The organism is Paenibacillus sp. NRS-1782 (assembly GCF_050467685.1).
In the GTDB taxonomy this organism is placed as follows: Bacteria; Bacillota; Bacilli; order Paenibacillales; family Paenibacillaceae; genus Paenibacillus; species Paenibacillus terrae_A.
Genome location: NZ_JBITPH010000026.1, coordinates 45,976 through 68,939, shown reverse-complemented (window position 1 = coordinate 68,939; position 22,964 = coordinate 45,976). Strand labels below are relative to the sequence as shown.

Annotated in this window: 30 protein-coding genes, 1 tRNA gene and 3 pseudogenes; 7 read left to right on the top strand and 27 right to left on the bottom strand. The window is 47.8% G+C overall.

What is annotated here, in order from left to right:
- Positions 1–34 precede the first annotated feature (34 nt).
- Entirely contained in the window at positions 35–742 is a 708-nt protein-coding gene (locus ACIFQM_RS11535) for a GntR family transcriptional regulator (RefSeq protein ID WP_430041906.1), read from the top strand.
- A 67-nt stretch (positions 743–809) separates the two neighbouring features.
- On the opposite strand, the gene ACIFQM_RS11530 is transcribed toward ACIFQM_RS11535, so the two are convergent.
- A complete protein-coding gene (locus tag ACIFQM_RS11530) occupies positions 810–2,009 on the bottom strand; it encodes an enolase C-terminal domain-like protein (protein ID WP_430041904.1) in 1,200 nt (399 codons plus the stop codon).
- A gap of 258 nt (positions 2,010–2,267) precedes the next feature.
- Between ACIFQM_RS11530 and ACIFQM_RS11525 the strand changes: the two genes are divergently transcribed.
- Positions 2,268–3,653 (top strand): PTS transporter subunit EIIC, encoded by a 1,386-nt coding sequence (locus tag ACIFQM_RS11525; protein WP_430041903.1) that lies wholly within the window; start codon positions 2,268–2,270, stop codon positions 3,651–3,653.
- Between the two features lie 581 nt (positions 3,654–4,234).
- On the opposite strand, the gene ACIFQM_RS11520 is transcribed toward ACIFQM_RS11525, so the two are convergent.
- Genes ACIFQM_RS11520 through ACIFQM_RS11510 form a run of 3 tightly spaced genes read right to left on the bottom strand, consistent with a single transcriptional unit; the run spans position 4,235 to position 5,557 of the window.
- Positions 4,235–4,372 carry a hypothetical protein gene (locus ACIFQM_RS11520; RefSeq protein ID WP_430041901.1) on the bottom strand — a complete coding sequence of 46 codons (138 nt, stop codon included), beginning with the start codon at positions 4,370–4,372 and terminating at the stop codon, positions 4,235–4,237.
- Positions 4,345–4,815 (bottom strand): accessory gene regulator B family protein, encoded by a 471-nt coding sequence (locus ACIFQM_RS11515; protein ID WP_430042232.1) that lies wholly within the window; start codon positions 4,813–4,815, stop codon positions 4,345–4,347. Before ACIFQM_RS11515 ends, ACIFQM_RS11520 begins: the two co-directional genes overlap by 28 nt.
- Before the next feature lie 28 nt (positions 4,816–4,843).
- Positions 4,844–5,557: a hypothetical protein gene (locus ACIFQM_RS11510; RefSeq protein ID WP_430041899.1), complete on the bottom strand. Its 714-nt coding sequence runs from the start codon at positions 5,555–5,557 to the stop codon at positions 4,844–4,846.
- Between the two features lie 253 nt (positions 5,558–5,810).
- Here ACIFQM_RS11510 and ACIFQM_RS11505 point away from each other — a divergent pair.
- Positions 5,811–6,386: pseudogene (locus tag ACIFQM_RS11505) on the top strand (IS3 family transposase); the annotation flags it as partial.
- A 224-nt stretch (positions 6,387–6,610) separates the two neighbouring features.
- Here the strand turns inward: ACIFQM_RS11505 and ACIFQM_RS11500 are convergent.
- Positions 6,611–7,087, bottom strand: a complete 477-nt coding sequence (locus tag ACIFQM_RS11500; RefSeq protein WP_430041897.1) for a hypothetical protein — start codon at positions 7,085–7,087, stop codon at positions 6,611–6,613.
- 120 nt (positions 7,088–7,207) lie between these two features.
- Between ACIFQM_RS11500 and ACIFQM_RS11495 the strand changes: the two genes are divergently transcribed.
- The 3 genes and pseudogenes from ACIFQM_RS11495 to ACIFQM_RS11485 all read left to right on the top strand — a co-directional run.
- Entirely contained in the window at positions 7,208–7,429 is a 222-nt protein-coding gene (locus ACIFQM_RS11495; RefSeq protein ID WP_430041895.1) for a hypothetical protein, read from the top strand.
- 225 nt (positions 7,430–7,654) lie between these two features.
- Positions 7,655–8,447: pseudogene (locus ACIFQM_RS11490) on the top strand (IS3 family transposase); the annotation flags it as partial.
- 144 nt (positions 8,448–8,591) lie between these two features.
- Positions 8,592–8,798, top strand: a pseudogene (locus ACIFQM_RS11485) (hypothetical protein); the annotation flags it as partial.
- 71 nt (positions 8,799–8,869) lie between these two features.
- Here the strand turns inward: ACIFQM_RS11485 and ACIFQM_RS11480 are convergent.
- Positions 8,870–8,955: transfer RNA gene (locus ACIFQM_RS11480), tRNA-Leu, on the bottom strand.
- A 225-nt stretch (positions 8,956–9,180) separates the two neighbouring features.
- Here ACIFQM_RS11480 and ACIFQM_RS11475 point away from each other — a divergent pair.
- Complete coding sequence (locus tag ACIFQM_RS11475) at positions 9,181–9,579, top strand: hypothetical protein (protein WP_430065607.1); 399 nt, start codon at positions 9,181–9,183, stop codon at positions 9,577–9,579.
- 36 nt (positions 9,580–9,615) lie between these two features.
- On the opposite strand, the gene ACIFQM_RS11470 is transcribed toward ACIFQM_RS11475, so the two are convergent.
- The 21 genes from ACIFQM_RS11470 to ACIFQM_RS11370 all read right to left on the bottom strand — a co-directional run bounded on the left by ACIFQM_RS11470 (position 9,616) and on the right by ACIFQM_RS11370 (position 22,955).
- The gene (locus ACIFQM_RS11470) at positions 9,616–9,810 is read right to left on the bottom strand and encodes a hypothetical protein (RefSeq protein WP_430065605.1); all 195 of its coding nucleotides are present in this window, start codon (positions 9,808–9,810) and stop codon (positions 9,616–9,618) included.
- 131 nt (positions 9,811–9,941) lie between these two features.
- Positions 9,942–10,148, bottom strand: coding sequence for a hypothetical protein (locus ACIFQM_RS11465; protein WP_430065603.1), 207 nt, complete (start codon positions 10,146–10,148; stop codon positions 9,942–9,944).
- Between the two features lies 1 nt (position 10,149).
- Positions 10,150–10,905, bottom strand: coding sequence for a M15 family metallopeptidase (locus ACIFQM_RS11460; RefSeq protein ID WP_430065601.1), 756 nt, complete (start codon positions 10,903–10,905; stop codon positions 10,150–10,152).
- A gap of 4 nt (positions 10,906–10,909) precedes the next feature.
- Entirely contained in the window at positions 10,910–11,218 is a 309-nt protein-coding gene (locus ACIFQM_RS11455; RefSeq protein ID WP_430065599.1) for a BhlA/UviB family holin-like peptide, read from the bottom strand.
- A gap of 22 nt (positions 11,219–11,240) precedes the next feature.
- Positions 11,241–12,566: a pyocin knob domain-containing protein gene (locus ACIFQM_RS11450; protein WP_430065597.1), complete on the bottom strand. Its 1,326-nt coding sequence runs from the start codon at positions 12,564–12,566 to the stop codon at positions 11,241–11,243.
- A 2-nt stretch (positions 12,567–12,568) separates the two neighbouring features.
- Positions 12,569–13,141 carry a putative phage tail protein gene (locus ACIFQM_RS11445; protein WP_430065595.1) on the bottom strand — a complete coding sequence of 191 codons (573 nt, stop codon included), beginning with the start codon at positions 13,139–13,141 and terminating at the stop codon, positions 12,569–12,571.
- Entirely contained in the window at positions 13,138–14,214 is a 1,077-nt protein-coding gene (locus ACIFQM_RS11440) for a baseplate J/gp47 family protein (RefSeq protein WP_430065593.1), read from the bottom strand. The genes ACIFQM_RS11445 and ACIFQM_RS11440 overlap by 4 nt, the downstream gene beginning before the upstream one ends.
- Complete coding sequence (locus tag ACIFQM_RS11435) at positions 14,214–14,639, bottom strand: DUF2634 domain-containing protein (RefSeq protein WP_430065591.1); 426 nt, start codon at positions 14,637–14,639, stop codon at positions 14,214–14,216. Before ACIFQM_RS11435 ends, ACIFQM_RS11440 begins: the two co-directional genes overlap by 1 nt.
- Complete coding sequence (locus ACIFQM_RS11430; RefSeq protein WP_430065623.1) at positions 14,629–15,066, bottom strand: DUF2577 domain-containing protein; 438 nt, start codon at positions 15,064–15,066, stop codon at positions 14,629–14,631. Before ACIFQM_RS11430 ends, ACIFQM_RS11435 begins: the two co-directional genes overlap by 11 nt.
- Before the next feature lie 23 nt (positions 15,067–15,089).
- Positions 15,090–16,214: an XkdQ/YqbQ family protein gene (locus ACIFQM_RS11425; protein ID WP_430065589.1), complete on the bottom strand. Its 1,125-nt coding sequence runs from the start codon at positions 16,212–16,214 to the stop codon at positions 15,090–15,092.
- On the bottom strand, positions 16,214–16,726 hold the full coding sequence (locus ACIFQM_RS11420) for a LysM peptidoglycan-binding domain-containing protein (protein ID WP_430065587.1): 513 nt from the start codon (positions 16,724–16,726) through the stop codon (positions 16,214–16,216). The genes ACIFQM_RS11425 and ACIFQM_RS11420 overlap by 1 nt, the downstream gene beginning before the upstream one ends.
- A 173-nt stretch (positions 16,727–16,899) precedes the next feature.
- Entirely contained in the window at positions 16,900–18,933 is a 2,034-nt protein-coding gene (locus ACIFQM_RS11415; protein ID WP_430065585.1) for a phage tail tape measure protein, read from the bottom strand.
- Positions 18,934–18,966: 33 nt separating this feature from the next.
- A complete protein-coding gene (locus tag ACIFQM_RS11410; protein WP_430065583.1) occupies positions 18,967–19,101 on the bottom strand; it encodes a hypothetical protein in 135 nt (44 codons plus the stop codon).
- A 26-nt stretch (positions 19,102–19,127) separates the two neighbouring features.
- Positions 19,128–19,502, bottom strand: coding sequence for a phage tail assembly chaperone (locus ACIFQM_RS11405; RefSeq protein WP_430065581.1), 375 nt, complete (start codon positions 19,500–19,502; stop codon positions 19,128–19,130).
- A 58-nt stretch (positions 19,503–19,560) separates the two neighbouring features.
- Entirely contained in the window at positions 19,561–20,001 is a 441-nt protein-coding gene (locus ACIFQM_RS11400; protein ID WP_045245306.1) for a phage tail tube protein, read from the bottom strand.
- A 15-nt stretch (positions 20,002–20,016) separates the two neighbouring features.
- Positions 20,017–21,063 carry a phage tail sheath subtilisin-like domain-containing protein gene (locus ACIFQM_RS11395; RefSeq protein ID WP_430065579.1) on the bottom strand — a complete coding sequence of 349 codons (1,047 nt, stop codon included), beginning with the start codon at positions 21,061–21,063 and terminating at the stop codon, positions 20,017–20,019.
- 46 nt (positions 21,064–21,109) lie between these two features.
- Positions 21,110–21,538: a hypothetical protein gene (locus tag ACIFQM_RS11390; protein ID WP_430065577.1), complete on the bottom strand. Its 429-nt coding sequence runs from the start codon at positions 21,536–21,538 to the stop codon at positions 21,110–21,112.
- 1 nt (position 21,539) lies between these two features.
- Positions 21,540–22,013, bottom strand: coding sequence for an HK97 gp10 family phage protein (locus ACIFQM_RS11385; RefSeq protein ID WP_430065575.1), 474 nt, complete (start codon positions 22,011–22,013; stop codon positions 21,540–21,542).
- Positions 22,014–22,331 carry a hypothetical protein gene (locus ACIFQM_RS11380; protein WP_430065573.1) on the bottom strand — a complete coding sequence of 106 codons (318 nt, stop codon included), beginning with the start codon at positions 22,329–22,331 and terminating at the stop codon, positions 22,014–22,016. It lies immediately after the preceding gene.
- A 1-nt stretch (position 22,332) separates the two neighbouring features.
- Positions 22,333–22,731, bottom strand: coding sequence for a hypothetical protein (locus ACIFQM_RS11375; RefSeq protein WP_430065571.1), 399 nt, complete (start codon positions 22,729–22,731; stop codon positions 22,333–22,335).
- Between the two features lie 14 nt (positions 22,732–22,745).
- Positions 22,746–22,955 (bottom strand): hypothetical protein, encoded by a 210-nt coding sequence (locus ACIFQM_RS11370; protein ID WP_430065569.1) that lies wholly within the window; start codon positions 22,953–22,955, stop codon positions 22,746–22,748.
- Positions 22,956–22,964: the final 9 nt, after the last annotated feature.

The window sequence follows — 22,964 nt, the reverse complement described above, 5'->3', positions numbered from 1 at the left end:
AATATCAATGAACCAACAACTAGGGGGCTTATTAGTGAACAAAAAGGAATTTGTAATTCACGATTTATTGAGCAAAATCTATCAAAATCATTATCCTGACTGGAAACTGCCGACGGAAAGAGAACTCGCAAAGCAGTATAATGTTTCACGATACACCATCCATGAAGCAATCAAAAAATTAAAATACATGGGCTTGGTTAAAGTCGTTCAAGGATCAGGCATCTTCATAGGAAAGAATATTCAGACCAGTCCACTCATCTATAACTCTTTAACTGAGAACCCATACTCCAACATAAAATCCAAAGTAATCGAGTTGCAAAAGCAACCCGCTACTCCCGAGGACCAACAGATTTTTGGAATAACAAGTAGCGATGAGGTATGGGTATATCAACGTCTAAGAATCGTTAACTATCAAACGATGCAATTAGAGTTGTCCCGATTACCTGTTATTTTGTTTCCAATCCTTACGCACACGGATGCCGAACACTCCATTCAATCCTATGTGAAAAAACATAAATATACGATTTCGCATTACCTAAATACCTATGAGGCAATCGCCCTAAGTAAAGAACAAGCTATGCTCTTACAACAAAAGAATAAGAGCCCAGCAATGAAAATATCAAGCCGCGGCATTCTTAATAATGGGATTATCTTTGAGAAAAGCGAAATCGTAGCCATTGACTATAAATGTACGTATTTGACAGCCTTCAATAACGAGCATCACAAAAGAAGAAACTTATAGAAGCATTCACCTAAACAGGCAGCTTCTCCAGCATAAGGGTCCCTATATGCTGGAGAAGCTGCCTGTTTTAAGGGGTCATCAGTGTTCCATCTGGCAATCTCGCCTGCGTCCATTCGTGCATCCTGTATTCCACCGGATAATTTTTCGCCCGTTCTTCATTGAATTCCACACCGATGCCCGGAAGTTCAAGAGGGTAAATATATCCGTCTTTAGCGTCTATGATGGGTGTAAAAATGCTGCGTGTGTTCTCCTTAACAGGAATATTCTCTTGGATCGCGGCACTGTGCAGGTGAATATTAAGATGCGTGTTAACGGCGATCCCAATAGGAGTAATGTCTGATGGTGTATGCCAAGCAATTCTAACTCCGAATGCCTCGCATAAGGCTCCGAGCTTAAGAGCAGGCGTGATCCCTCCAATTTGAGATACATGGCAGCGAATAAAATCAATCTGCCTGTTGGCAATAAGGCTTCTCCATTCTAAAGGATTATTGAACAGTTCTCCGGTGGCTATTGCAGTTGAGGTTTGGGAGCGTATCTGACTTAACCATTCATTTTGATCCGGAGGTAAAATATCCTCAACAAAGTACGGTTTATAGCATTCGAGGTCTTTTGCAAACTGTACGGCTTGATTCGGAAAAAGTCGTTCATGCACGTCATGCAGGATATGAAACTGGTCATTATATTTTGACCTTAATAAAGCAAACATCTTGGTGGTTGTTCGCATATACTCGTCCTGGTCATAATAGGAACCCTGGGTTGAGTATTCCGGAGCGTGCAATTGCGAAGGATTCCCCCCATAAAAGCCAAGTTGGCACCGGATATGTTTATATCCTTGCTCAAGAATACCATCAATCTCTCGGTACAAATCCTCGATGTTGTCTGCAACTGCATGAGTATATGCAGGTATCGCATCCCTCGATTTGCCTCCAAACAGCTGGTACAAGGGCATGTCGGCTATTTTACCCTTAATGTCCCACAAAGCCATATCCACCCCAGAAATAGCGTTATTCAGTACAGGTCCATTACGCCAATAAGAGTTGACCATCATCATATGCCATAAGTCCTCAATATGGTTAGCGTCTCTTCCAATCAATATAGGTTTAAGGTACTCCTCGACGAGGAGTTGAACAGCTTTCGGGCGCTGCTGAAAAGTGGCGCAACCATATCCTGTAATTTTATTTTCTGTAGTTACTCTGACGATCACCAGATTATGTCGGTCAGGTTTAAGCACAAAACATTCCACATTAGTGATGATGGAAGGGTTCATATGTCTCCTCTTTTCTAAGAATTTCTAGGTTAATTGAAACATGTTTGAAATGCAGAATCAATTTGGCTGGGTAAATTGTCGAATTGTTTAAAAAAACCAGTCCAATTTAGCATGAAAAGTTCAAAAAAACCTTATGTATCAAGGTTTTTTCATGAAACAAAGCTTATTTTGGACTGCTTTTATTCGCCAGACCATTGTGATACCATTCAGAATGTAAACGGAACCAATACTTTATATTCCTAGGACAGGAGAATTTTAATGAACAAAGTGAAAGCGGTACAAGACATGATTTATGGGGTCGGAGGAGAAAGCAATATTCAAAACGCTTGGCATTGCATGACCAGACTCAGGTTTGATCTAAAAGATAAAAACAAAGTGGACATAGACAAAATTAAGGAATTGGACCCAGTTTTAGGGGCGCAGTTTAATAATGACCAATTCCAAATCATTCTCGGTCCTAAAGTCGCGGAATATTTTAATATTTTGGCCAGTGAATTAAAGCTAACGGATGTTCAAAAGGAAGATGAGGCAAGTGTTGAAAAAAAGAAGGGGTTTGTTACACTCTTCATGAATATTGTATCCGGCGTGTTCGGGCCTATCGTTCCAGCTATTGCCGGGGCAGGATTGATCAAGGGACTTATCGCAGGGTTGACCGCCCTACATGTCATCTCGGATCAAAGCGAAACCATTCAGATCATTAACATGATGGCGAGCGGGGTATTTACGTTTTTACCGTTTTTCCTGGCAGCCTCGGCGGCTAAAATTTTCAAAACCAACGAATATTTAGCGATAGCAATCGCTGCTACCATTATGTTTCCAACGATGGTGGATGCGGCCAAGGCCGGGGAACTTTCCTCGTTTCAGTTTTTAAGCTTTATTCCTATCCCAGTGTTTAATTACACCGGTACTGTAATCCCGATTATCTTTGCCGTATGGGCAATGAGCCATATTCATAAAATTGTCAATAGATTTATGCCAGAAGTGTTAAAAACCGTAGTTACGCCAACGTTAACCTTGTTTATTTCAGGCTTCCTTGCGTTATCCGTTATCGGTCCCATTGGCATTCACCTAGGCAATGGCTTAGCTTGGCTTGTTCAAGGCTTATTCGGTATCTCTCCCATCCTTGCTGGCGTTGTTGTTGGTGCGATTCGACCTTTGGCTGTCTTTACTGGCATGCATCATGCAATGACTCCGATTGCTTTGCAGAATTTTGCAACACAAGGTTACGATATGTTAATGCCTATGATGTGTATGGCTAACTTTTCAATCGTAGGCGCAACATTTGCAGTGTATTACAAGGTAAACACACCTAAAGAAAAATCTATTATTGTTTCAGCCGCCGTCTCTGGTCTTTTGGGAATTACTGAACCCGCTTTATTCGGTGTTCTGGCTAAGTATAAAAAAGCTTTTCTAGCCGCCATCATCGCAAGTTCAGTTGCTTCGGCTTTTATCAGCTTTTTCGGTGTCCGATTGTATGGATATGTGTTATCCAGCATATTTAGCATTCCCGCTTATTTTGGGCCTTACTTTATCTATGCCATTTCCGGAATGATCATTGCTGTCGCACTCTCCTTTACAATTTGTTATCTGTTTTTAAGCAAGGTAGATGTTGTCAGAGCTAATGAACCTACGCAGCTCAAATAATCGTCGCCTATCGGTCCCGTTGCCCGTGTTCGGAATAATACTCCGTCATCTTGAAAAACAAAAAAACGCCCTTTGAGACTGACTTCTATCGCTTGACCTACAGTCTGTCCCCAATGAAAAAGAGCAGGAGGGATATTCCCTCATTGCTCTTTTTGCCTGTGTGGTCACTCCACTAAAAGCAAAATCAACAACCAAAGACCACTAGGTTAGCGGGTATCAGTTCCTCAAGGCGATTGGCCGACTGGACGCACAGACTCAAGTGTCAGCGCATCCCACGGTATTACAATTTGATGTTTTTTCATATCACGAAACTCCTCTGCCGTCTGTATTCAAGGTGATAATATAGTAAAAAATGACCCGCAAAATTAACGGGTCATTTCCACAGCTTTTTAAGGGTTTTGAGTTTATTGTATGACATGGAGCAGATGAATCCAGATCCTTTGAAGTGAACTGAACCTCCGAATATATCTGTTTCAATTTTGCTAATTAAGCTGAGATTAATTTAGGGTATCCTTATAATGCGTTGTCACATAACAATTGGTGGTAAGAATCCGCTTTCCATCTTCCATATATCAATTCGTTTATTGACTCTTCTGATCTTTTTTCTTCAGCTCTTCTGGTATTGGTGTAGCGCCAAATACTGTTTTTTCATTTTTAATAGATTCGCCAGCGTATTTCCCAAGTTTTACATTTAATGCTCTTGCCAATCTCTTGTCCATTTCCGTTCACCTCCTTTCCATAAAGGAAGAATACTGAAAGCTTGTATAACTAAAGATAAACATATTATGTGTGATTGTACACAGAAATTCAACAGGCAAATGGAAATGCATATGATTTTGAAATACTTATGGTTTGCAGACTTTTCAATATAGATAAAATGATTAGGTGCATAAACAAAAAACACTAATAATGAGCAAACGCTAATAATTAAAAATGTCGATATTCCCATAGAGAAAAAAGGTATAGTAACACATACTGCTGTTGTGAAAAATAAACAAAATGTTAGACTAGAGAAATGTGCCCCTCCTGAAAATTTTCTTATTAACATAAGACTGCCAAGCGCTAATAACGACCCGAAGAAATGACCTGTTAGCCAGCCTGTAAGTGAGACAAAAAATATAGTCGAAAATTCAGTAAGCCTTATCCCGAGTGCATATTCCATCACTTCTACACTTGTAGGTCCATCAGGATCAGCTTTTTTTATTTCCGTTGCGATGTGCCTGGATAACGCTTCTAGCATCCTCGTAATCCCCCCGATCTGAAAAGAAATAGGACAATCCGAAAGTAAACAATGAAATAGAAAGTAATCCTATTGTACTAGAGTTATATAGCATATATAAAGTAATAGAGATGGTGACCGCTGATATTAGCGCACCTATAATTAACATCTTATTTAGGGATGAGAAATAATTTTCACCTCTTAAAAAATCGTGTGGAGGCTGAATTATAAACGAGAATCCAAAGTTATATTTCCCCATAACAAAAGAAATCAAGTATGCAATAATGATAGAAGATAACTGAATAAAGTAAATAGAAAGCCCAGAAGTATAATTGATAGCACCCGGTTGTGCTACTCCGAAAAAATTCGCAAATACATATACAAATAGCTGTAGGTTAATGTAGGCTGTTAAACCAGAACCTGTAGAAAAAGCCGCAAGATGTGTTTTGATTCCTAAACCAAATCTAAAAAAGATTATCATAAACAAATACTGAAACGGCAAATCTAATTTAGGCACACCTATAACCACCCTCATTAGAAAGGAAAACAAAGCTATGCCAATTGCGTAAAAAAGTATTTTTCTACGATATTCCCAAACGGGAAGCATATAAAGCTTTAAAACCAAAGTAACAACGGCCAAAGCATCGAATACCCCAATTAAAATATATAAAAAAGCAGATAACACAGATACACCATCCTCCTATTTAGCCTGCTGTAATTGTATATTTTATCTCAGGTAAGTAGCAATGCAATAACCTTTTATTATGGTAAAATTTTACCACCGTGTGAGGTATATTTTTGGGGTTGTGTATCAATTGATCGTTTACGAGTAATTGATTTATTGCTCCAAAATCCATTTTTCTAATTAGGCTCTCGTTTCGCGAGCTGGATAGTACCATTCCCCTCCGATCTTTCTCTTTGAGAATCTGGGATCATGGAAAAAATACAAAGCAACTACGAACTCCAAACACCAACTGCCTGTTCATGAGAACCTTTTAAACCAGCAGTTTGTTGCTGAGGACCCAAACGAGGTGTGGATGACGGATATTACGTATATTCCCACCGATGAAGGCTGGCTTTATTGGGCGAGCGTGATGGACTTGTACAGCCGCAAAATCGTAGGATTCTACATGGATTCTCGGATGACTAAAGAGTCAGTCATTCAGGCCCTTGACCAAGCCTATCGTGTCCAACGACCGGGCAAAGAGGTTCTGCATCATTCAGATCGTGGGAGCCAATACGCATCTCACGAGTATCAAGCTAAGCTGGTTAAGTACCCTATGAAAGGCAGCATGAGCCGCAAAGGGAACTGTTATGACAACGCCTGTATCGAATCCTTTCACAGCGTTCTAAAGAAGGAACTGATTTACTTAGACCACTACAAAACCCGTCGTGAGGCAAAGAAGCAGATTTTCGAATATATTACATGCTTTTATAATGGAAAACGAATCCACTCTTCCCTAGGTTATGTATCTCCAAATCAGTATGAACGATTGTACCGAAAACCCGCTTGAAGGTGTCCATTCTATTGACAGTAGTCCAAGAGGTTGACACATGCCATTTGAGTATATATATGCTTGTTTCTTGGTGCTGGCTGCCTTTTGTCTCTTTCACGGCACTAAGGAGCTAATTCAGGCGCTTCGGGAAATAAAAAAAGCTCTGCCGACCAATTAAGGTTAGCAGAGCTTTTTGATTAGATTGTTCAAAATCCACACCATTTATCTTATTGTGGAATATCCTATAAAAGTAACATTAAAGCTTTAGTAACCCACCAGGCAGCAGTTTCATTCCCAGTCACTTGCAAAGCTCCTGCATATATTGCATCTTCAATAGCTCCAGTGAAGTTGTCAACAACACCTAGGATCTGTAAGAAACCCTCAACTCCAATAAAAGCTTTCACTGAGGCCGGAAGTTTATCAAATCCTGCTTTTAAAGCTTTTACTGCCCAACTCAATTTCCCTTGTGTTTGATACTCTCCACGGTCTTCTTTATTTTGGATGGCTTTAATAAAATCATTTTTTTCCTGCTCAGACAAATTGAAATATTCGGAAATACCTTCGATATCTTGTAATTCTGATTCACTAAGAGAATCCTTAGCACTACTAGAAACACTACTAGAGTCTGTAAAAGGCAATGCGTACATTGAGGCTGGTACCGCAATCACACCTGTTAGTAAAGTTGCGGCCATAAGTGAGGTTATCCAAACTTTTTTCACCACTTCAACTCCTCATTGTTTTTTATATGCATTTACCATTGATGTAATCATCACACTATTTATGGTAAACTATAGTTTATTTTATAACAACTTCTATTTTCAATTAAAAGGAGGTATTTTGTGAAAAATATTTGGAGATTTATCATCGCACTGCTCATCGGCAATATTATTGGGAATCTAACTTACGGAAGGCTAGAATTTTTTCAATACAACACTGGAACTGGATTTTTTACATTAGAAAATATCATTAAGTTCATTATCGACTACGGTCTGGCTGTGATTATTGCATTAATCATATATGTCCTGATTGGAAAAGTTTTTACGAGAAGTGATCAGGAATAAACTAAAAGGACTCCATACTGGTGGTTATAGACCAGCGGAGTCCTTTTTCACATCTACTCTAAATTCAAACTGATTCCGCATATAATACACTCTGGCAATCTTAATCGTATCGGGTGAAAACTTGTGGTACTGCAAACAGAAAAGTGGATCAGCTACACTTAGTTGGACAATAAAAATGAGGGCTTGTAGAACAAAACCTATCATCCTAAGGAGCGGATCTCTACAATGCCGAAACAACGACATACTTTTACAGCAGAGTTCAAGAAGCAAATGGTGCAATTATACGAGAACGGGAAGTCAAGAGCAGATTTGGTGGAGGAATATGGCCTCACAGCCTCGGCTCTAGATCGCTGGATTAAGCAAGTTCAGCCAACGGGCTCCTTCAAGGAGAAGAACAATCGTTCACCAGAAGAGAATGAGCTGATCGCTTTGCGCAAAGAAAATCAGCGTCTCAAAATAGAGGTCGATATTTTAAAGCAAGCCGCGCTGATCATGAGACGAAAGTAGCTATCATCCAGAACAACCCTGATAAATACTCGGTATCAGCCATGTGTGACGTCCTGCAAATCGCAAGAAGCACGTTTTATTACGAAGCCAAAGAAGAGTCGAAGGAAGATGACGTGACCACATCCATTGTGGACATTTTTCACAAAAATCGAAAAGCTTATGGCACCCGTAAGATTAAAACCAAGCTCCACGAACGCGGGTTGGTCGTTTCCAGACGTCGAATCGGTCGAATCATGAACGAGCGGGGACTCGTTTCAACATACACGGTGGCGCAATATAAGCCCAATAAAGCCGCTTGTAACGAAGCTGCTATCGCCAATACACTGAACCGCGAGTTCAGCCAAACAGAAGCCAAACGCTTCGTGGTCAGTGATCTAACCTATGTGAAAGTCCAGAACCAGTGCACTATATTTGCGTGCTCGTTGATCTGTTTAATCGAGAGATCATCGGCCATAGTGCAGGTCCCCATAAGGACGCTGTACTGGTTTCCCGCGCCTTTGCGACGGTGAAAGGCGATCGGTGTGTAGCAAGGTGGAGATCGCAACTTTGTTTTCCACTCTGGGACGGGAAAGCCCTATTACCACATAACGCCATCCCAACGATGGAAAGACTAGTGTGAGCGGAACGGATTCCGTAATGTTCACTTCATGGACTCCGCCACACCAATGCAACCTATTTGCTAGGACGGGGTGTATCAATCAAGGCGATTCAACATCGACTGCGACACTCCACTCAGGTGACCACAGATACCTATGCGCACGTCACCAAGAAGCCCAGTCGCAAAACAACAGCTCACCTTGACATCTTCGATCCAAAAGTTCGTCCCCAAGAGCGAAAAAAGCGCTCGCTCCCTGTGATATGAAAGTCATGATTTCAATCACTAAAAAATAAAAAATCCCTTGATTATCAAGGGATTCAAGAGTAAAACTATAGTGCCGAGGACCGGGATCGAACCGGTACGGTAGTCACCTACCGCAGGATTTTAAGTCCTGTGCGTCTGCCAATTCCGCCACCCCGGCATATTAGCGCTGTTTCCGGCCGTTTTCATCTTCGTAAAGTTTGTCTCTACGCAGGGGATACGGACCGACTAGCGAAATGTTTAGCGATTATCTTACGCGCATTATTCGTTTCACCAACGAAAATGATCATATCACGTTTTCTCATCGCGTGTCAACGTATTATTGTAAAGTCCGGTTTATGCGAATATAATAAGAACAAACGTTCCTAACACGGAGGCTCGCAACATGACTACGCAGATAACCGCAGAGGATCACGCACTCGTCCGTACATACTTGTTACTCCCGATGGTACTTACCGCTTTCGAACGCGATAAACGCATACTTTCAGAATCAGCCGGGTTACGTACGCCAGGCCCTTACGTAGAAACTGCCGATCGCGCGATGGATAGAGTAAGCGCCGATCTAAAGGACGTACGCGCGGCCATGCGCAAACGTGGCGTAAAGGTTTACGAGGAAACACGAGACTCCGTACAAGTAGTCGCGCTGTACCAGTGCCGGGGCTATCACGGCCGCTTTACGATGCTTAACTCGTACGTCGCGGCGGAGGCCAGGCTTTTAATGCGTAAATACCTCGGATTAGATATGCGAAGAGTAGAGGAAGCGCGGTACAACCCACGCCCATAAACGAAGAAAAAGCGCTCGCCTCCAAAGAGACAAGCGCTAGTTTATCGTTACGTTAAATACGAGACCATAACGTAATAGTCCGTATAGAAACCACAGGATGATACCTCCGATTATAAAGCCGGATATTAATCTCGCGTATAACTTATCGAACGGGAACATATCCCAAAAACTAGGGTCGTCCTCGTCTTCTTCGACCGCTTTCGCCGCTACTGCGGGTTCCTGATCTTTCACGCCGAATCCCCTCCGTTATCTCACGTTTACCTAAATAATACCATCGGACTAGTCCGTTGTCACTAAAAGAAAACGCAGAAAAACGGACCCACCTACGCATTATCGCGCAAATGAGTCCGATTTTACTCGTCTTACTTCGTATCTTCCGCCTTCTCTTCCGCTTTCTTAAACGTCGAGTACACGCCAGTACCGATCAACGCGTACGAAACGATATCAACGCCGATTTGCCACGTTCCGAAGTCGGGCGCTACTCCGTACTTTCCGAGGACTTGATACGCAAGTCCGACGACCGCTGCGATGAATAACGGATTAGTTAATCGTTGTTTAGCTCCGTCCATATTACGCCACACCTCCCTTCGTACTAAACACGCCAGCGCGGTCGAGTACGGTAATCATCCGGTAGAAGTCGTACGATCCATCGTTTGCCGTATCGAGTGCCCCGGCTGCCTTTGCGTTAACACACGCCCGCTCCGCCCACGCTGGTACCTTCGCGAGTTTATTCGCAGACTCCAGCGCGATTACACGATCCTGCAACGCTTTAAAAGCCGCCTTTTCCTCCGTCGTCATCTCGTCATCATCCTCCGATTTATTAATCTTCGTCATCGCTGCGTTAAGTTGTGCCTGACTCGGACGCTTGCCTGCGCGGAATTGTGCGGTAGATAATCCGAATACCATCTGAATATGCGGCATGTCCGTAAATGAACGCCAGTCGCCGCCCCACTCAAACCCGAGCCGCTTCGCTTCTTCGACGACTTCGCTCCAATCCGGTAACGAATCCTTATCATCGTCGCGCAGCGTCTCCCATGATACGGACCGCCCATCGCGAAGTAGTAGCGCAAAATCGACGGCGTATCCGAAGTTATGAATCGAATAGCCGCCGCGCGCATTGGTAACCTTCTGCCGCTTATCCCCGTTGCGCCCTTGCGCATAGAGTGCGTCTTGTTCCGGGTACGTCCGCAATCCCTGCGTAATTACGATCCACACGCCGCGAGCATAGCAACGGTCGATAAGCGCTTCGGCGGCGGCTTTGACTACTGGCGCTACGCCTTCGAGCCGTTTCGCGGATTTAGCGCGGACTTGTTCTAGCTTTAACAATTGGTCATCCCTCCCGTTTAATTGCCGATTTGATATCGTTAACGTCGATCGCAAGCGTCTCGTACTGCTGCGCCAGCGTTTCGAATTGATGCGTGATGCCCTCCGCAAGTTTTAACAGACGGTCCTCCCGTTCGCGCGCTTCCGAATTAATGCGTAATTCCCGCTCGGCTGCCTCGTCCTGAATGCGGGATTCACGCGCTTTACCATCGTCTTGAATGCGTCGGGACTCCCGCAACTGATATAAAAAGAGCGCGACAAAAAGGACGGCGAAGATACCGTCCTTGAGTGCTGCGTTTATTAACGTCTGTTCCATGCGCTAGGCGGCCCCCTTCCGTTTATTCGTACGCCCACCACTCATAGGCGGAAATTTTAGCGACCGGCGAGCCACCGGCATACGCGTCTATCCTGCTGCCGGACAGTTTTACGCTAAACCCTTGAATCGGAGGTTCGAGATATCCGACGTTGACGTAGTTATTACGCCAGCCTTTAGCACTTATGTTGTCGTTAAATACGCTGGAAGACATCACAATAGCGTCTACATGCCGCGTACCGTCCGTTTCGGCCAATACAACCCGTATAAACACGCGATTCACGGTAAAAGGCAGAGCGACAGCCACGGTCATGCCCACTCCGACCGTGTTACTCGTCGCTTGTGCGCTTTGCCCGTTAAACGTACCGGAAGCAAACCTTTTTACAGGAAGGTTCGTTATCGCTGTCGCAAGTTCTGCGAACGAGTTGCTTGCGCTCGCGGTTCCACCCTTGCCGTTGATTACGCCAGCAACAGCGCCTTTACCGTCAACGACAGATGTAAAAAGGTCTTGGGACCAAGGACCCCATGTCCCACTTTTTTGCGTCCGCACGTAAAAAGAAAAATCCCCGTGCAGGTTATAAAGTTTCTGGATGACGTACCCACTCGTTCCGTCCAAGGACATGACTTCTATATATGCCCAAGTGCCAAGAGCCTTACCCAACGGGCAATTGCCAAGGTTTTCCCCCGCATAAAACCCGTTTTTGGTCAGGTTATTCAAGTCGCCGCTAATGTAAAGGATGTTTGACCCTGTATCTGTTGTGAGCCTGTATTTTTGCCAATTCGCAGTCGTGTTGCTGGTGATTACCTCTGTCCATGCCCTCCAATCAGTATCATTGAAGGAAACGCGAGTGTATACACGTCCGGGGTTGTCGTGTGTGTGGTACGTCTGAACGCGTAATCCATAATCGCCGTGAACAACAAGTTTCCCATAAGTGTATGAACCAGCGGGGTAATTAGAGTATCCCGTCCAATTAGCGAGCGCTACGGCATAGTTGCCAGATAATATTGCGGTGTTCCAGTCACTCGGGACGTTGCCCCTTGCTCTGTAAGCACTATTAGCCAAATCGTAAGTGGTTTTCAGCGCCTTAGCTGTCGGTGCCAAAGTCTCTGACGTGCTGTTGGTGGCGTTCGTAAGCTGTACGATACCCTTTTGCGTCAGACTCGCGTCAGCCGGGTCCTTTACGTTGAGCTGGTCCGCGGGCACCTTCCCGTCCGCACCAAGTACCGCAAGCCCGCCCGCTACGCCCACCTTCGCGTCCACCGCCTCGGCCAGCGCATTCACGTCACGCGGCACGTCCGCAGTCATGTTCGGCTCAATAAGCGGAAGACTGAGTTTATCCGTATTTGCCATCGTTAAAACCTCCGGTTATATATATCATCGTACGTCTTGCCCGTTGCCGCAATCTCACCATACGTTTTTCCAGTCGCAAGCAATTCCGCATACGTAAAAAACCGGAATACGTAATCGATTGCGAGATGCGCCGGAATAATCTCGCGCAACGTCTCTTTCAAAATGTCGATCTGCGCAGGCACGCCAAATACGCCTACGAACGTAATCGTAAGCGTGTAACTTGCGATATTTGGCGTCACGTCTACCTCTCCGTTTGCGTACGCGGCCGCCACGTTTTCGATTAACTCCGCATTAACCCGACCGACGCCCCGCAACTTACCGCGTAATACTTCACGCCGCTGCTCGTAGGTCTTCGTTGGGTCCGTTGTAATCCCGAAGATGCGCTCCCAACGCGTAAGCCCCCACGTCGCGGACCCGAGGTAAAATTGATCGAGTACGTCGTAAGCGGACGCACTTATGCGCGCTAGTTCCTCCGCTTCCCGGTCTATGATATTCCCGGCTATGAGCGATTCGTCGTAGTATCGCGGAAGTGAGTCACGCATGAACTGGCGCATCTCTTCGGTTGTTTTCGTCACGTAATCGTCACCGTCCCAAGTACCGCGACCTGCCCGTCAGCTACGATGATATTGCCGGTAGTGCCGTTTAACGTGAGTGACGCGTAATCTCTGACCGGAGGTAGGTCGATGACCACGTTGCCGATCTGATTTATACGGACGATCGGGTCCGCGAAAGCCAGCGTTTCGAGATACTTGCGCGATCCCGCAGTAACCAGCGCCTTCACTTCGTCCAACGTAGCGCCAGGCGCTAAATCCACGTCAGCCACGATGTTAATCGGCACCTCTTCCGCTCCCACGACGGTAGCCACCGCACCGAGCGGAGCCTGACCTTCGCCTCGCCCGTCCTGTGTCGGATCAATATACGTCTGCGCTGCGGAAATAATAGCGGTGTCCGGTGCGGTCTTATCATCGCCGAGTAGCACGACCTTCACGGTACCGGCTCCGTCCCAGACCGGATAAACACGCGCATCCGTTACGCCGGGAACCTCACGCGCCCATTGGCGGTAGTGATTCGCGTTGCCCGACGTAACTGGTCGGCGAGCCCGTTCGTAATAACGACCGCGGAATGCATCATCCGACTCACGGTCGACTCCACCTTCGAAATTTACCGGATTAGTAACCGTTACAATCCCGACTAAATCGCCCACCATCGTACTGACTGCGCCGATACTTACGTTACCAGATGCGCCAGCTTCTTCAGCTATAGCAGCGACTGTAACGCTAGACGCCGTAATTGTTGCTGCGGCTGTTGTTACGAAATAGACCGGAACCGCCGCGCCCGTCGACGTAATAGTACCAGCGGGAACAACCGTCCCGTCCGGTCCCGTAAACGTCAACGTACCCTTCGCTTTTACCGCTGCTTTGCGTGTCAGTCCGTAATCGGCTGCGCGACGGTCGAGGTATTCGTCCGATGTGGTATCCGTAAAGCCCAACGTGAGGACTGTGTCCAACTCTGTATAAAGTCCGGTCATTTCGATAGCCGCTGGCGAAAGCAAATCGTTCGTAACCGAGCCTTGCCGTTTGTCGATATCCTCCGGAGACGCGTCGAGCATCCGCTGCAATATCGCCTCTTTCGTTTGATCCTCGTACATTACACCGCCACCTCCATCGGAATTTCTTCTCCGTCCACATCAACGTAAAAAGAGACGAACAAATCGCTCGCCTCTTGCGTGATTTCGAATCCATATACGTCGTCGATCCGGTCATCGTAAATAAGTGCTTCGGTTATGACGCGGGGAATCTCCGTTTCAAGTAGCTCCATCGGAACGTCTTGACCGATTAAATCTTCGAGCTCACATCCGTAGTCCTCATCGTAAATCGTAAAGTGAAAACGAGAGGTTAGTATCGCCTTGAGAATAAACTGGCGGATTGCCTCACGCCCGTCAATGGTTCCGCCAACCGCCCCGCTGTCTAAGTCCAACGCGTACGTCCGGCTCGGCTCTACGTCAGTTTCCGTAACTACGTCTATATCTTCGCTCAAATCGACGTCAACCGCCGGCAATGGGCTAAGCGCCATCCGACGCACCTCCTATCCGCCCCAACACGATATAACGTTGCCCCCCGCCAAACGACGCAACGGCCACACGGTCGCCCGCCTTCAGCGTGTCATGAAACGTAATCTCGAACGTGCCGGACGTGAATGACCCGAAGTTGAATACGTCGCTGAACGCCTTCGAATTAACAGGTGCGGACGATTCCGTTTCCTTCGTTACGCGCGTATATCGGTTGAGTTCGAGCGTAGTCGGAACCGTAGATTTAACGGATACCTTCCGCGTATGTTCACGTAGATGCTCCGGAATAATCACGTCGTCTCCGTCGAGTTCGATCTTCATGTTATCGACTTGTACGCGGAGAGCTGGCGGAGGTGCGATGATCGTCGCGTATTCGATATCGACTTCTACGTTGTGGCCGAGTTGCTTAATAACATCGCGGAACTGTGACATGCCGCCTCCGTCAATTCGTTCGATCATTTCTTCGCACCTCCTCGTATGGATTCCATCTCGGATACCGTATCCAACACCTTCAGCGTGGAGCCGCCCGATGAAGCTTTTGTTGTTTTTTCCTTCGCTTTCTTTTTCTTCTTCTTTGCCGCTTCCTTCTTCGGCTCCGATTCTTCGTATTCCAGTTTCGGTAAGTCGTCCGTTTTGGACAGCGTAAGCGACATCATGTGCGTGCCATTTTGGAACGTATGAGTATCCGCGTTGACATAATAGCCGCCGACAATGTCCGTCATGCTCTCGAAGGCATAAACGGCAGTTCCCGCAACGACCTGCGTAATACCTAACGCATCTACGGATACGTCTTCGCCGACTTTGCCGAGTTCCTTCAGCTTGGCCTTCGCGAGTTGTTGGATTTGGCTGGCGGTTGCGTCACTGTCCGCAGACTCTACGTGTTGCATCATTCCATATTTTTTAATCAGCGCGGCATCCTTCGCCGTAGACGTTATCGGTTTCTCGTCCGTTCCACCCTGCGCCTTGACCGCTGTACGCATCTCCTCAATCGACTGAGAGCGTCGCGCTGACGTAATGTTAACGCCATCCTCCAGCATCCAACGGACAACTTCGTCTTTTTTCTCACGCAAAAAAAGCTTACCCTCACGCGAGTAAACGATGAACTTACGGTTATTTTGCTTACGCGTTTCCGTTAGCGCCGTCGTAATCATATCCCACAGCGACATATCACGGAGGATAAGCTTCGGGATAACGTAGCCCGTGTTTGCAACGGTTCCGGCCGGGATTCCGAACGATTTACACAACGAGGACACGATCGTTCCCGCCGTTTTGCCGACGAACTTCTGCGTATCTACGTTTTTCGTGAGATATACGTTTTCGTCATACGCCGTAATCGTTGTATCGCCTTTGTCGTCGATATCGTACGTAAAAATAACGCCGCGAAACAGCCCGACATCGTCCGCGTAGAAGCGCAGCTCCTTCCCGAGTTCAAACGCAATGCGCTTGTCGTCCGCGTTTAACGTATTGGAGTACGAGATGGACAACGTACGATGTGGCTGTGCGACGTCTCCGGACCACGTTGCGGATTTGACGAGCGGTTCGATCCAATACTTTCCGTCATAGAGTAATTTAATTTCCATTACGGTATCACCAACTTTTGCCCCGGCTTGAGTACGTTAGGGTTCGGGCCGATTGCGGACTTATTTTTTGCGTAAAGCTCACGCCATCGGTCGCCGTTGCCGAGTACGTCTGCCCGTTGCGCTATCTTCCACAACGAGTCGCCTGCCTTAACCGTATATGACTTTGCCTTAACGGTTGCGTTCGGACGCTTTACCGCCGATGTAAGTTTCGGCATTGTTTTCGACGCGGAGCCCGTAAGCTTTTTATTGTCCGATTTCTTTGCGATGTCGATAAAAACGTGTTCTTTCAGCGACAACGTATAATAGATATCGCCCGGCTCACCGCCGCGCTCTTCGTATTCAAAAGAGCGTATAGTAACCGCGAAATTGACGGAGGTACCTGTAATGATAAACCGCGCAGGCTTACCACTACGCATCCAACGCTCGATTATCGCGACATATTCACGTGGTGCCTTGAGGTTAGAGTACGAGCAATAGCCTGCGTTGTAGTCACGCGGGAAAAACGATGACATCGAGAACTCACGGAGACGTTGATTGCCGATTATCGTGTACTCGCCGAGATTCGAAATCTCTACGTCTTCGTAACCGTGGGTCATCGTTGTTTGGATACTCTCGGGATTAACGGGGAGCCATAGGACTTCCGCGCCATTATTGTACTTTAGCCAAAACTGCAAAACATCGCCTCCTATCTCGCTAACTGATACGCCAGTTGACGCGCTATTTTCTCGATGTCAGCGTCTTCACGTACATTAAACGTATTCCCCGTGATTACGATGCCGCCCGATCCTCCTCCACGTTGCTGATCGCGCCATTCGGACGCCTCGTGCTTCGTGAGGACCGTCTCATCCTTATGGAGGCGTGCCGGCATCCCGTTATATGGAACCCGGTCAATACCGCCAGCAAAACCCGCTGCGCGGCGGAACTTCGCCCACATGCTATCGTCGTTAGGGTCCACCGAACTTGATGGAGCCTGTAATTCCGTAGGCCCACTAAGTGCCGGAGTACCTTCCGACAGGCTGTTCAGGTGTGCGTTATACTCAAGTAGACGTTCCCCACCGGCTGCGCCGCTAATCTCCTTCAGACCGCCGCTCAGAAAGTCAATAGTCTTCTTAACCCACGGGGATGCTGTAATAGCAAGGGCTACGGTAAGCCCGATTGGATTCGGCGCTTTTCCCGCGATAAACAAACCGAGGATAAACGCAAACTGCGGATTATTGACGATCGTACTCGCGAAGTTCTTACCGATAGCCATCGCAGATTCCTTACCGAATTGCGCAAACTTTTCGGATGTACCTCCGTTCCACCATTCGGATAACGTCTTCTTAACGTCATCGAACACAAACGCAATTTTACTCTTAATATCCGGAAGCTTATTAAACTCCGGATTGTTGATAAAATGCGTTTTCAAATACGCCTTCGACGTACTAACTGCGCGTTGCATAGCCGCCGTGATTCGCGGAGTGTACTTAATAACGAGGTTAGACATTGCGTCCGCAAGTTTGGCAATGATCGGCATCGTCGGTATCAGGGCGGAAATCTGCAATGTCTCTAATGCTCCGGAAAATTGCTCTACACTTCCCGCCGCGCCTTCCATCTTCTTTTTCGCAACTTGGAGGGCCGTGACGTTCGCCATTTCCTGTTGAAACTTCTTGACGCCCGCCGCGCCCTCTTTGAAGAGGATGTTACCTGCGCGAATCGCATCGGACCCGAACATATCATACATGTAGGTTTGACGCTGTTCAGCGGTTAATTTACTGAACCGATTCCTCAGCAAATCCGCTACCTGCGCCAGGTCTTTAATCTCGCCTTTATTATCGTAGAACGCGGAGTGAATGAGGTTACTCGCTGTCAAGAACTTCTTCGTTTCCTTTGCCGACTTAGCCGTCCCAACCTTGAGCCCCGTCTGAGCTGCGACGTATTTCTCGATGTCCTTCGTAACCGCTTGGACGGATGTACCCGTCGATTTGATGCCTTTTTTCGACATGAACGCTAATGCATCCGTAGTATTAACAGTCAGTAAGTTGAAGTCCTCGAACAAGCCGTACGCTTTATCGGTCATGGGAGTCAGGTTTGATAGCATCGTCTTCAGCGATGTACCTGCGGATGCCCCTTTCAGACCGTTATTCGCAAACAAACCGAGCGCCGTATTCGTATCTCTAAACGACATACCAACACCGTCAGCTACGGAGCCAACCTCAGCTAGGGAATAGCGTAAATCGTGTACATCCGTAGCTGACGCATTCGCGGTACCCGCCAAGATATCCGCAGCCTGCGCCGCAGTTAAGCCGTCTTTTTTGAACGAGTTGAGCGCGGTCGACATGACTTCCGCAGCTTCAGCGAGACCGAGTCCGCCAGCCGTCGCGAGATTCAAGGCCGCGTTAAGACCGCCCGCTTGGACCTGCGCGGTGGACATGCCCGCTTTCAACAGTTCCTCGATACCTTGCGCGGCTTCAAGTGCGGAATATTTCGTTAATGCGCCTTGCTGAAGGGCTAATGCCTGCATGGATTTCGTTTGCTCGTCGGTCGCGCCTGTTAGCGCCTGTACTGTCTTCATTTGAGCCTCGAAATCCATCGCCTTTTTGACGGAGTCCGCCGCGAACGCAATCCCCGTAGTCGCAACGCCAATCCCCGTTGCTGCTACTCCGAACTTGAGCATTCCGCCCATTGCCTTACGGAGAGGACGAGACATATCGTCGATGAGGCGTAGGTGTCCGATCAAATCGAATGAAATCGTAATTACCTCCTTCCTGCGTTATTTCTGTCGCGCCTTCGCTTCGATATCGAGCTGAACCACCATGGACGCGTACATAAAGAAGCGATGTCTTCGTTCCTTTGCGTAAACTTCGTCGGGCGGAATCCCGTGACGCTGGAATATCTCGTGTAGCATGTACGCCTCCGGATCGCCCGACTTAATTAGTTTTTTGCGTCTTCAACGAGCTCCGCGTCTTCCACGAAACCGGAAAGGACCAGAACCGCTTGTACCATACGAGACTGTTCGCCTGGCAACAGCGCCTTCTTCACGCAATCGGCTGCGTCGGATGCCCCGTAGTGGTCTTTGAGTGACTTATCGCTAAAGTCCGGATCGACGGCGCTTTTTGCAACCAGTAGCCGGTTAAATAACGAGCCGTCTAAGGAACCGTCCTTACCTGTCGTTGCCTGTGAGCGAGCGCGCTCAATTGCGTCCTCATCTAACGCTTTAATCGTGAAATGCGTCTTCAAACGCGGAATATAAATCTCTTCCTTCAAATCCGTTGTTGCTCCGAGTAACGCTTCGAGTCCTTTAGCCATCTATGTCAACCTCCGTTTATTTTCGTAATTAAAAAGAGGCCCCGAAGGACCCCGTATGTTAAGCCGCGCGAATTTTATCCATAACTTCGTAACCGCTGAACAAGAACGTAAGCTCCTGCTCAACGATCGAACCGACCTCGTAGTTGATAATCGGAATCTTATCGAATGTGACGTTTTTCAGCCGCACCCGATACGCTCCGAACGATTCGGGGTCGTCCAATTTGACAACGAGTTCCGTTGTGAAGGCAGGACTCTTATCGTCCGTAACCTGCGCCATCTTCTCGATCCATTCCGACGTCACCATGTAGCTCCCGATCGAACCGGAGCCTTTCAGCGACGTTACCTTATTACCGATCCAGCGCGTACCGGCGAGCTTGACGTCTTCGAAGCCGATCTCGATATTCGCCTCACACGAGTAAACGTTGGACATCCAGTTACCGTCTGCGTCGTTTACCGCTCCGTACGCACCACTGATTACGCGTGTAGCGTCTAGTACCATCTATTTTCACCGTCCTTATACGTTTACTGTGATGAAGATACGTTCCATCGAATCGACTTCCACGTAGGAAAGGGCGAGAAAAACCTGATCGCCTACGGATGGGAAATTCGGATCAAGTCCGACCGCAGGGCCCGATAGTACGCCCGAGATTTCCAAGCGCTCCAGGTACGCCTTAATCGCAACCATCAACGTAGCCTGACCGTCAGCGTTGTTGTTGAGCTTGCCGATGTAATTGTCTTCCGCGGTTTTGGTAATGTCCGTGCTAATCGCCTGACGTGCGCGCATATTGCGGACTTTTTGTTTGGACGTTACGAGACCTTGCTTAACTTTCACGCGAGTACCATCGTTAACGAAAACAAACGAACCAGCCGTAAGCGCAGCGTCAAACTCCGTCTTAGTCAAGCGTCGAGTAACGTCATCCGCAGGCACTTGCGCGTAAGTAGTCGAGCGGTTAATCGCAGTTCCCGCAATCAAGCCGGCCACCCACGGAGCAAATGCGGATGAATGGTACGTTTTAGTACCGATGACCACTCCGCTAATTAAGTTGACGATATAGTTGTCCGCATTAAGTACAGACCGCGCGTTACCCAGCGCAGGGTCAGCGTCCGTAGCCGCGTCACCACCGAATACGGAGATAAAGTGCTTGCCTTCCGTACGGTTGCGGATTGTCCACGTCTTGGTCAGCGCTTGCTCATCCGCGTTAAATTCACCGTCGAAGACAAACACGTTAAATTCGCGGGCATCGTAAGCCGCACGCATATCCGTGTAGTCCTCGGCGACTGGCGTTTTTGGCATCGTATAGACGAGTACGTTCTTCGCACCGCCCTGCAACGCAAATAAGATCGACTGGATATTCGACGCTCCGAACAAATCGGATGCGGCTTTCTCCGTTTCGACCGTGTAAAACGTCTTAGCTGTCGCCTTTGCGCCGTAATTTAACAGCGGGATCGCGGCCGTGCCGCGTGCGCCTCCGTTAATCTGCGCGGCGGCCGCTTCGACGTAATTGATGTAGAGACCCGGCTGGATAGATAATGCAGTAGGGTCCCAAGAACCTCCGGCCATCTAAAAACCTCCTTTGGAAATAAAAAAGAGCGCCCATTGGGACGCCCTACACGTAACGCGGATGTATGTGATTGATCTTGTCGTATTGTCGTTGCGGCTTCATTTCGCGAACTGTCGTTTGCAAAACACCGACCGTCGCGTATATCTTGTTCTCCGTCGCTCCCGGCTGCGCGAAGCCAAATCCTTCGAATCGCATATGCACGTCAGGCAGTCCGCCCTCTGCGTAAATAGCCGCACTCAGATCGGACATGATCGGCATTGTCTCTTCCGGGTACTTCGCGAAATGGATGATTTGGTAATCGCGATCAATCCGGTAATGCATTCCGGTTTCAAGCGTCCGCCCATCTCGTAAAAAGCGGACAACAAAAAGCCCCGGCGTAGGTTGCTCCGGGACTGTCTGCTTCTCGTACGTTGCATCGGGGTATTTCCGCTTTATGAACGCCTCGATTGCTTCAATCTCGCTAATCAGCGCCATGTTACAGCCCCTCTCGCTTAATCGCGGCTTTGATTTCCGCCTCTATCGTCCGTTGCCACTCGCGTTCATTCTCCTCCGCCGGCTTATCCAAAAATCCCGGAACAGTGCCCGGCGTGGTCGGATTACGGAAGGAATCGCCATGCTTCTTCGGGTATACGTCGTTAAGATACGTAGCGTAATCGAACTTACGTTTACCTTTAACCTCGATCGCGGACGCGCTGATCTCGCCGACCCACTTATCGCCCCGCTTCGTAACATCCGTCGAAATAGACCGCCGCAGTGTACCGGTCTTTAGCGGAGCAATATTCGTAGACTCCCGCCGCCACTCGTCCATAACGTCCTGTACTCCCGTTTTCGAACCGTCGGAAATTGCGTCCTCAAGCCGCGTACGATATCCCCTGAAGAAACGTCCGATAACGCGCTTAATAAACGGAGCCCCGCGCGTGGCGTCAAAATCAAGTCTGTTTACCGCCATCTATACGTTCACCTCCGTTATTAGCGCCTTGCCGGACAACCCCCGTTTAGGCTGTATCGCGATCGGCTTGCGTTTAATCGTTACGCCGAGTTCGTTTGTGTACGTAATCTCGTCGTCATACGAAACGTCCGCCAGCTTGTCGAGGTATATCGTCATACTCGATAGCGCCTCGTCTCCGAACTGGTTCGTAACGGTCTTCGTCTGTTCGGATACGCGTGCAGATACCGGTACTTCCGCGCCAGGCGACGAGTGACCCCACCCGCTACCTTTAGCCGCCTTCGTTATCGTTATTGTTTGCCGCATGGATACGAGTGGCACGTCACATCACCGTCCATTTCGCGCTTCGTTTCGATAGCTTCACGCCATTTTCCGCGCCGATAAGGTCGAGCGCAGTCTGCGGAATAAACTTACGCAGGTCATCGTAAGGCATCCCGGTTGAACCGTCTTTAAACGTCACATTGAACACGCCAGTCAGACCGAACGATGCGGTACCCTGCCGCTGAAGCCGCCCGGTATCGTTGTACAAAATCGAAAGTACATTCGTGAACTCGTACGTCGCCGCGTCAGGAATGACGTATTTCGGATAGGCGGTCGTGAGCGTTCTCCCTGCGACATTTAACATCCGTTGTTTTCTCGCGGTATCGCTCGCTTGCCAATCCTCTACGTCAAGGCAAGACGCATTAATGTACGCATCTGCCGCTAATATCGTAGTTGCCACGGTAACACCTCCGTTTATTCGTCGGAGGTTTCCGTCGTCTGCGCCTTCTTAGCGCGTGGTTTCTTCGGCTCCTCCGGTTCTTTCGCGTCAATACGGCTAATCCAAATAGGTACGAGCACGTCCAAACGTGCTATCTCACTGGCATCCTTGGTTACATATACCCCTCGCGTATCAAACTCGATCCCGTCAAGAGAGTAATGAGGACCTGCGTGGTACTCCGCCATTCACGTAGT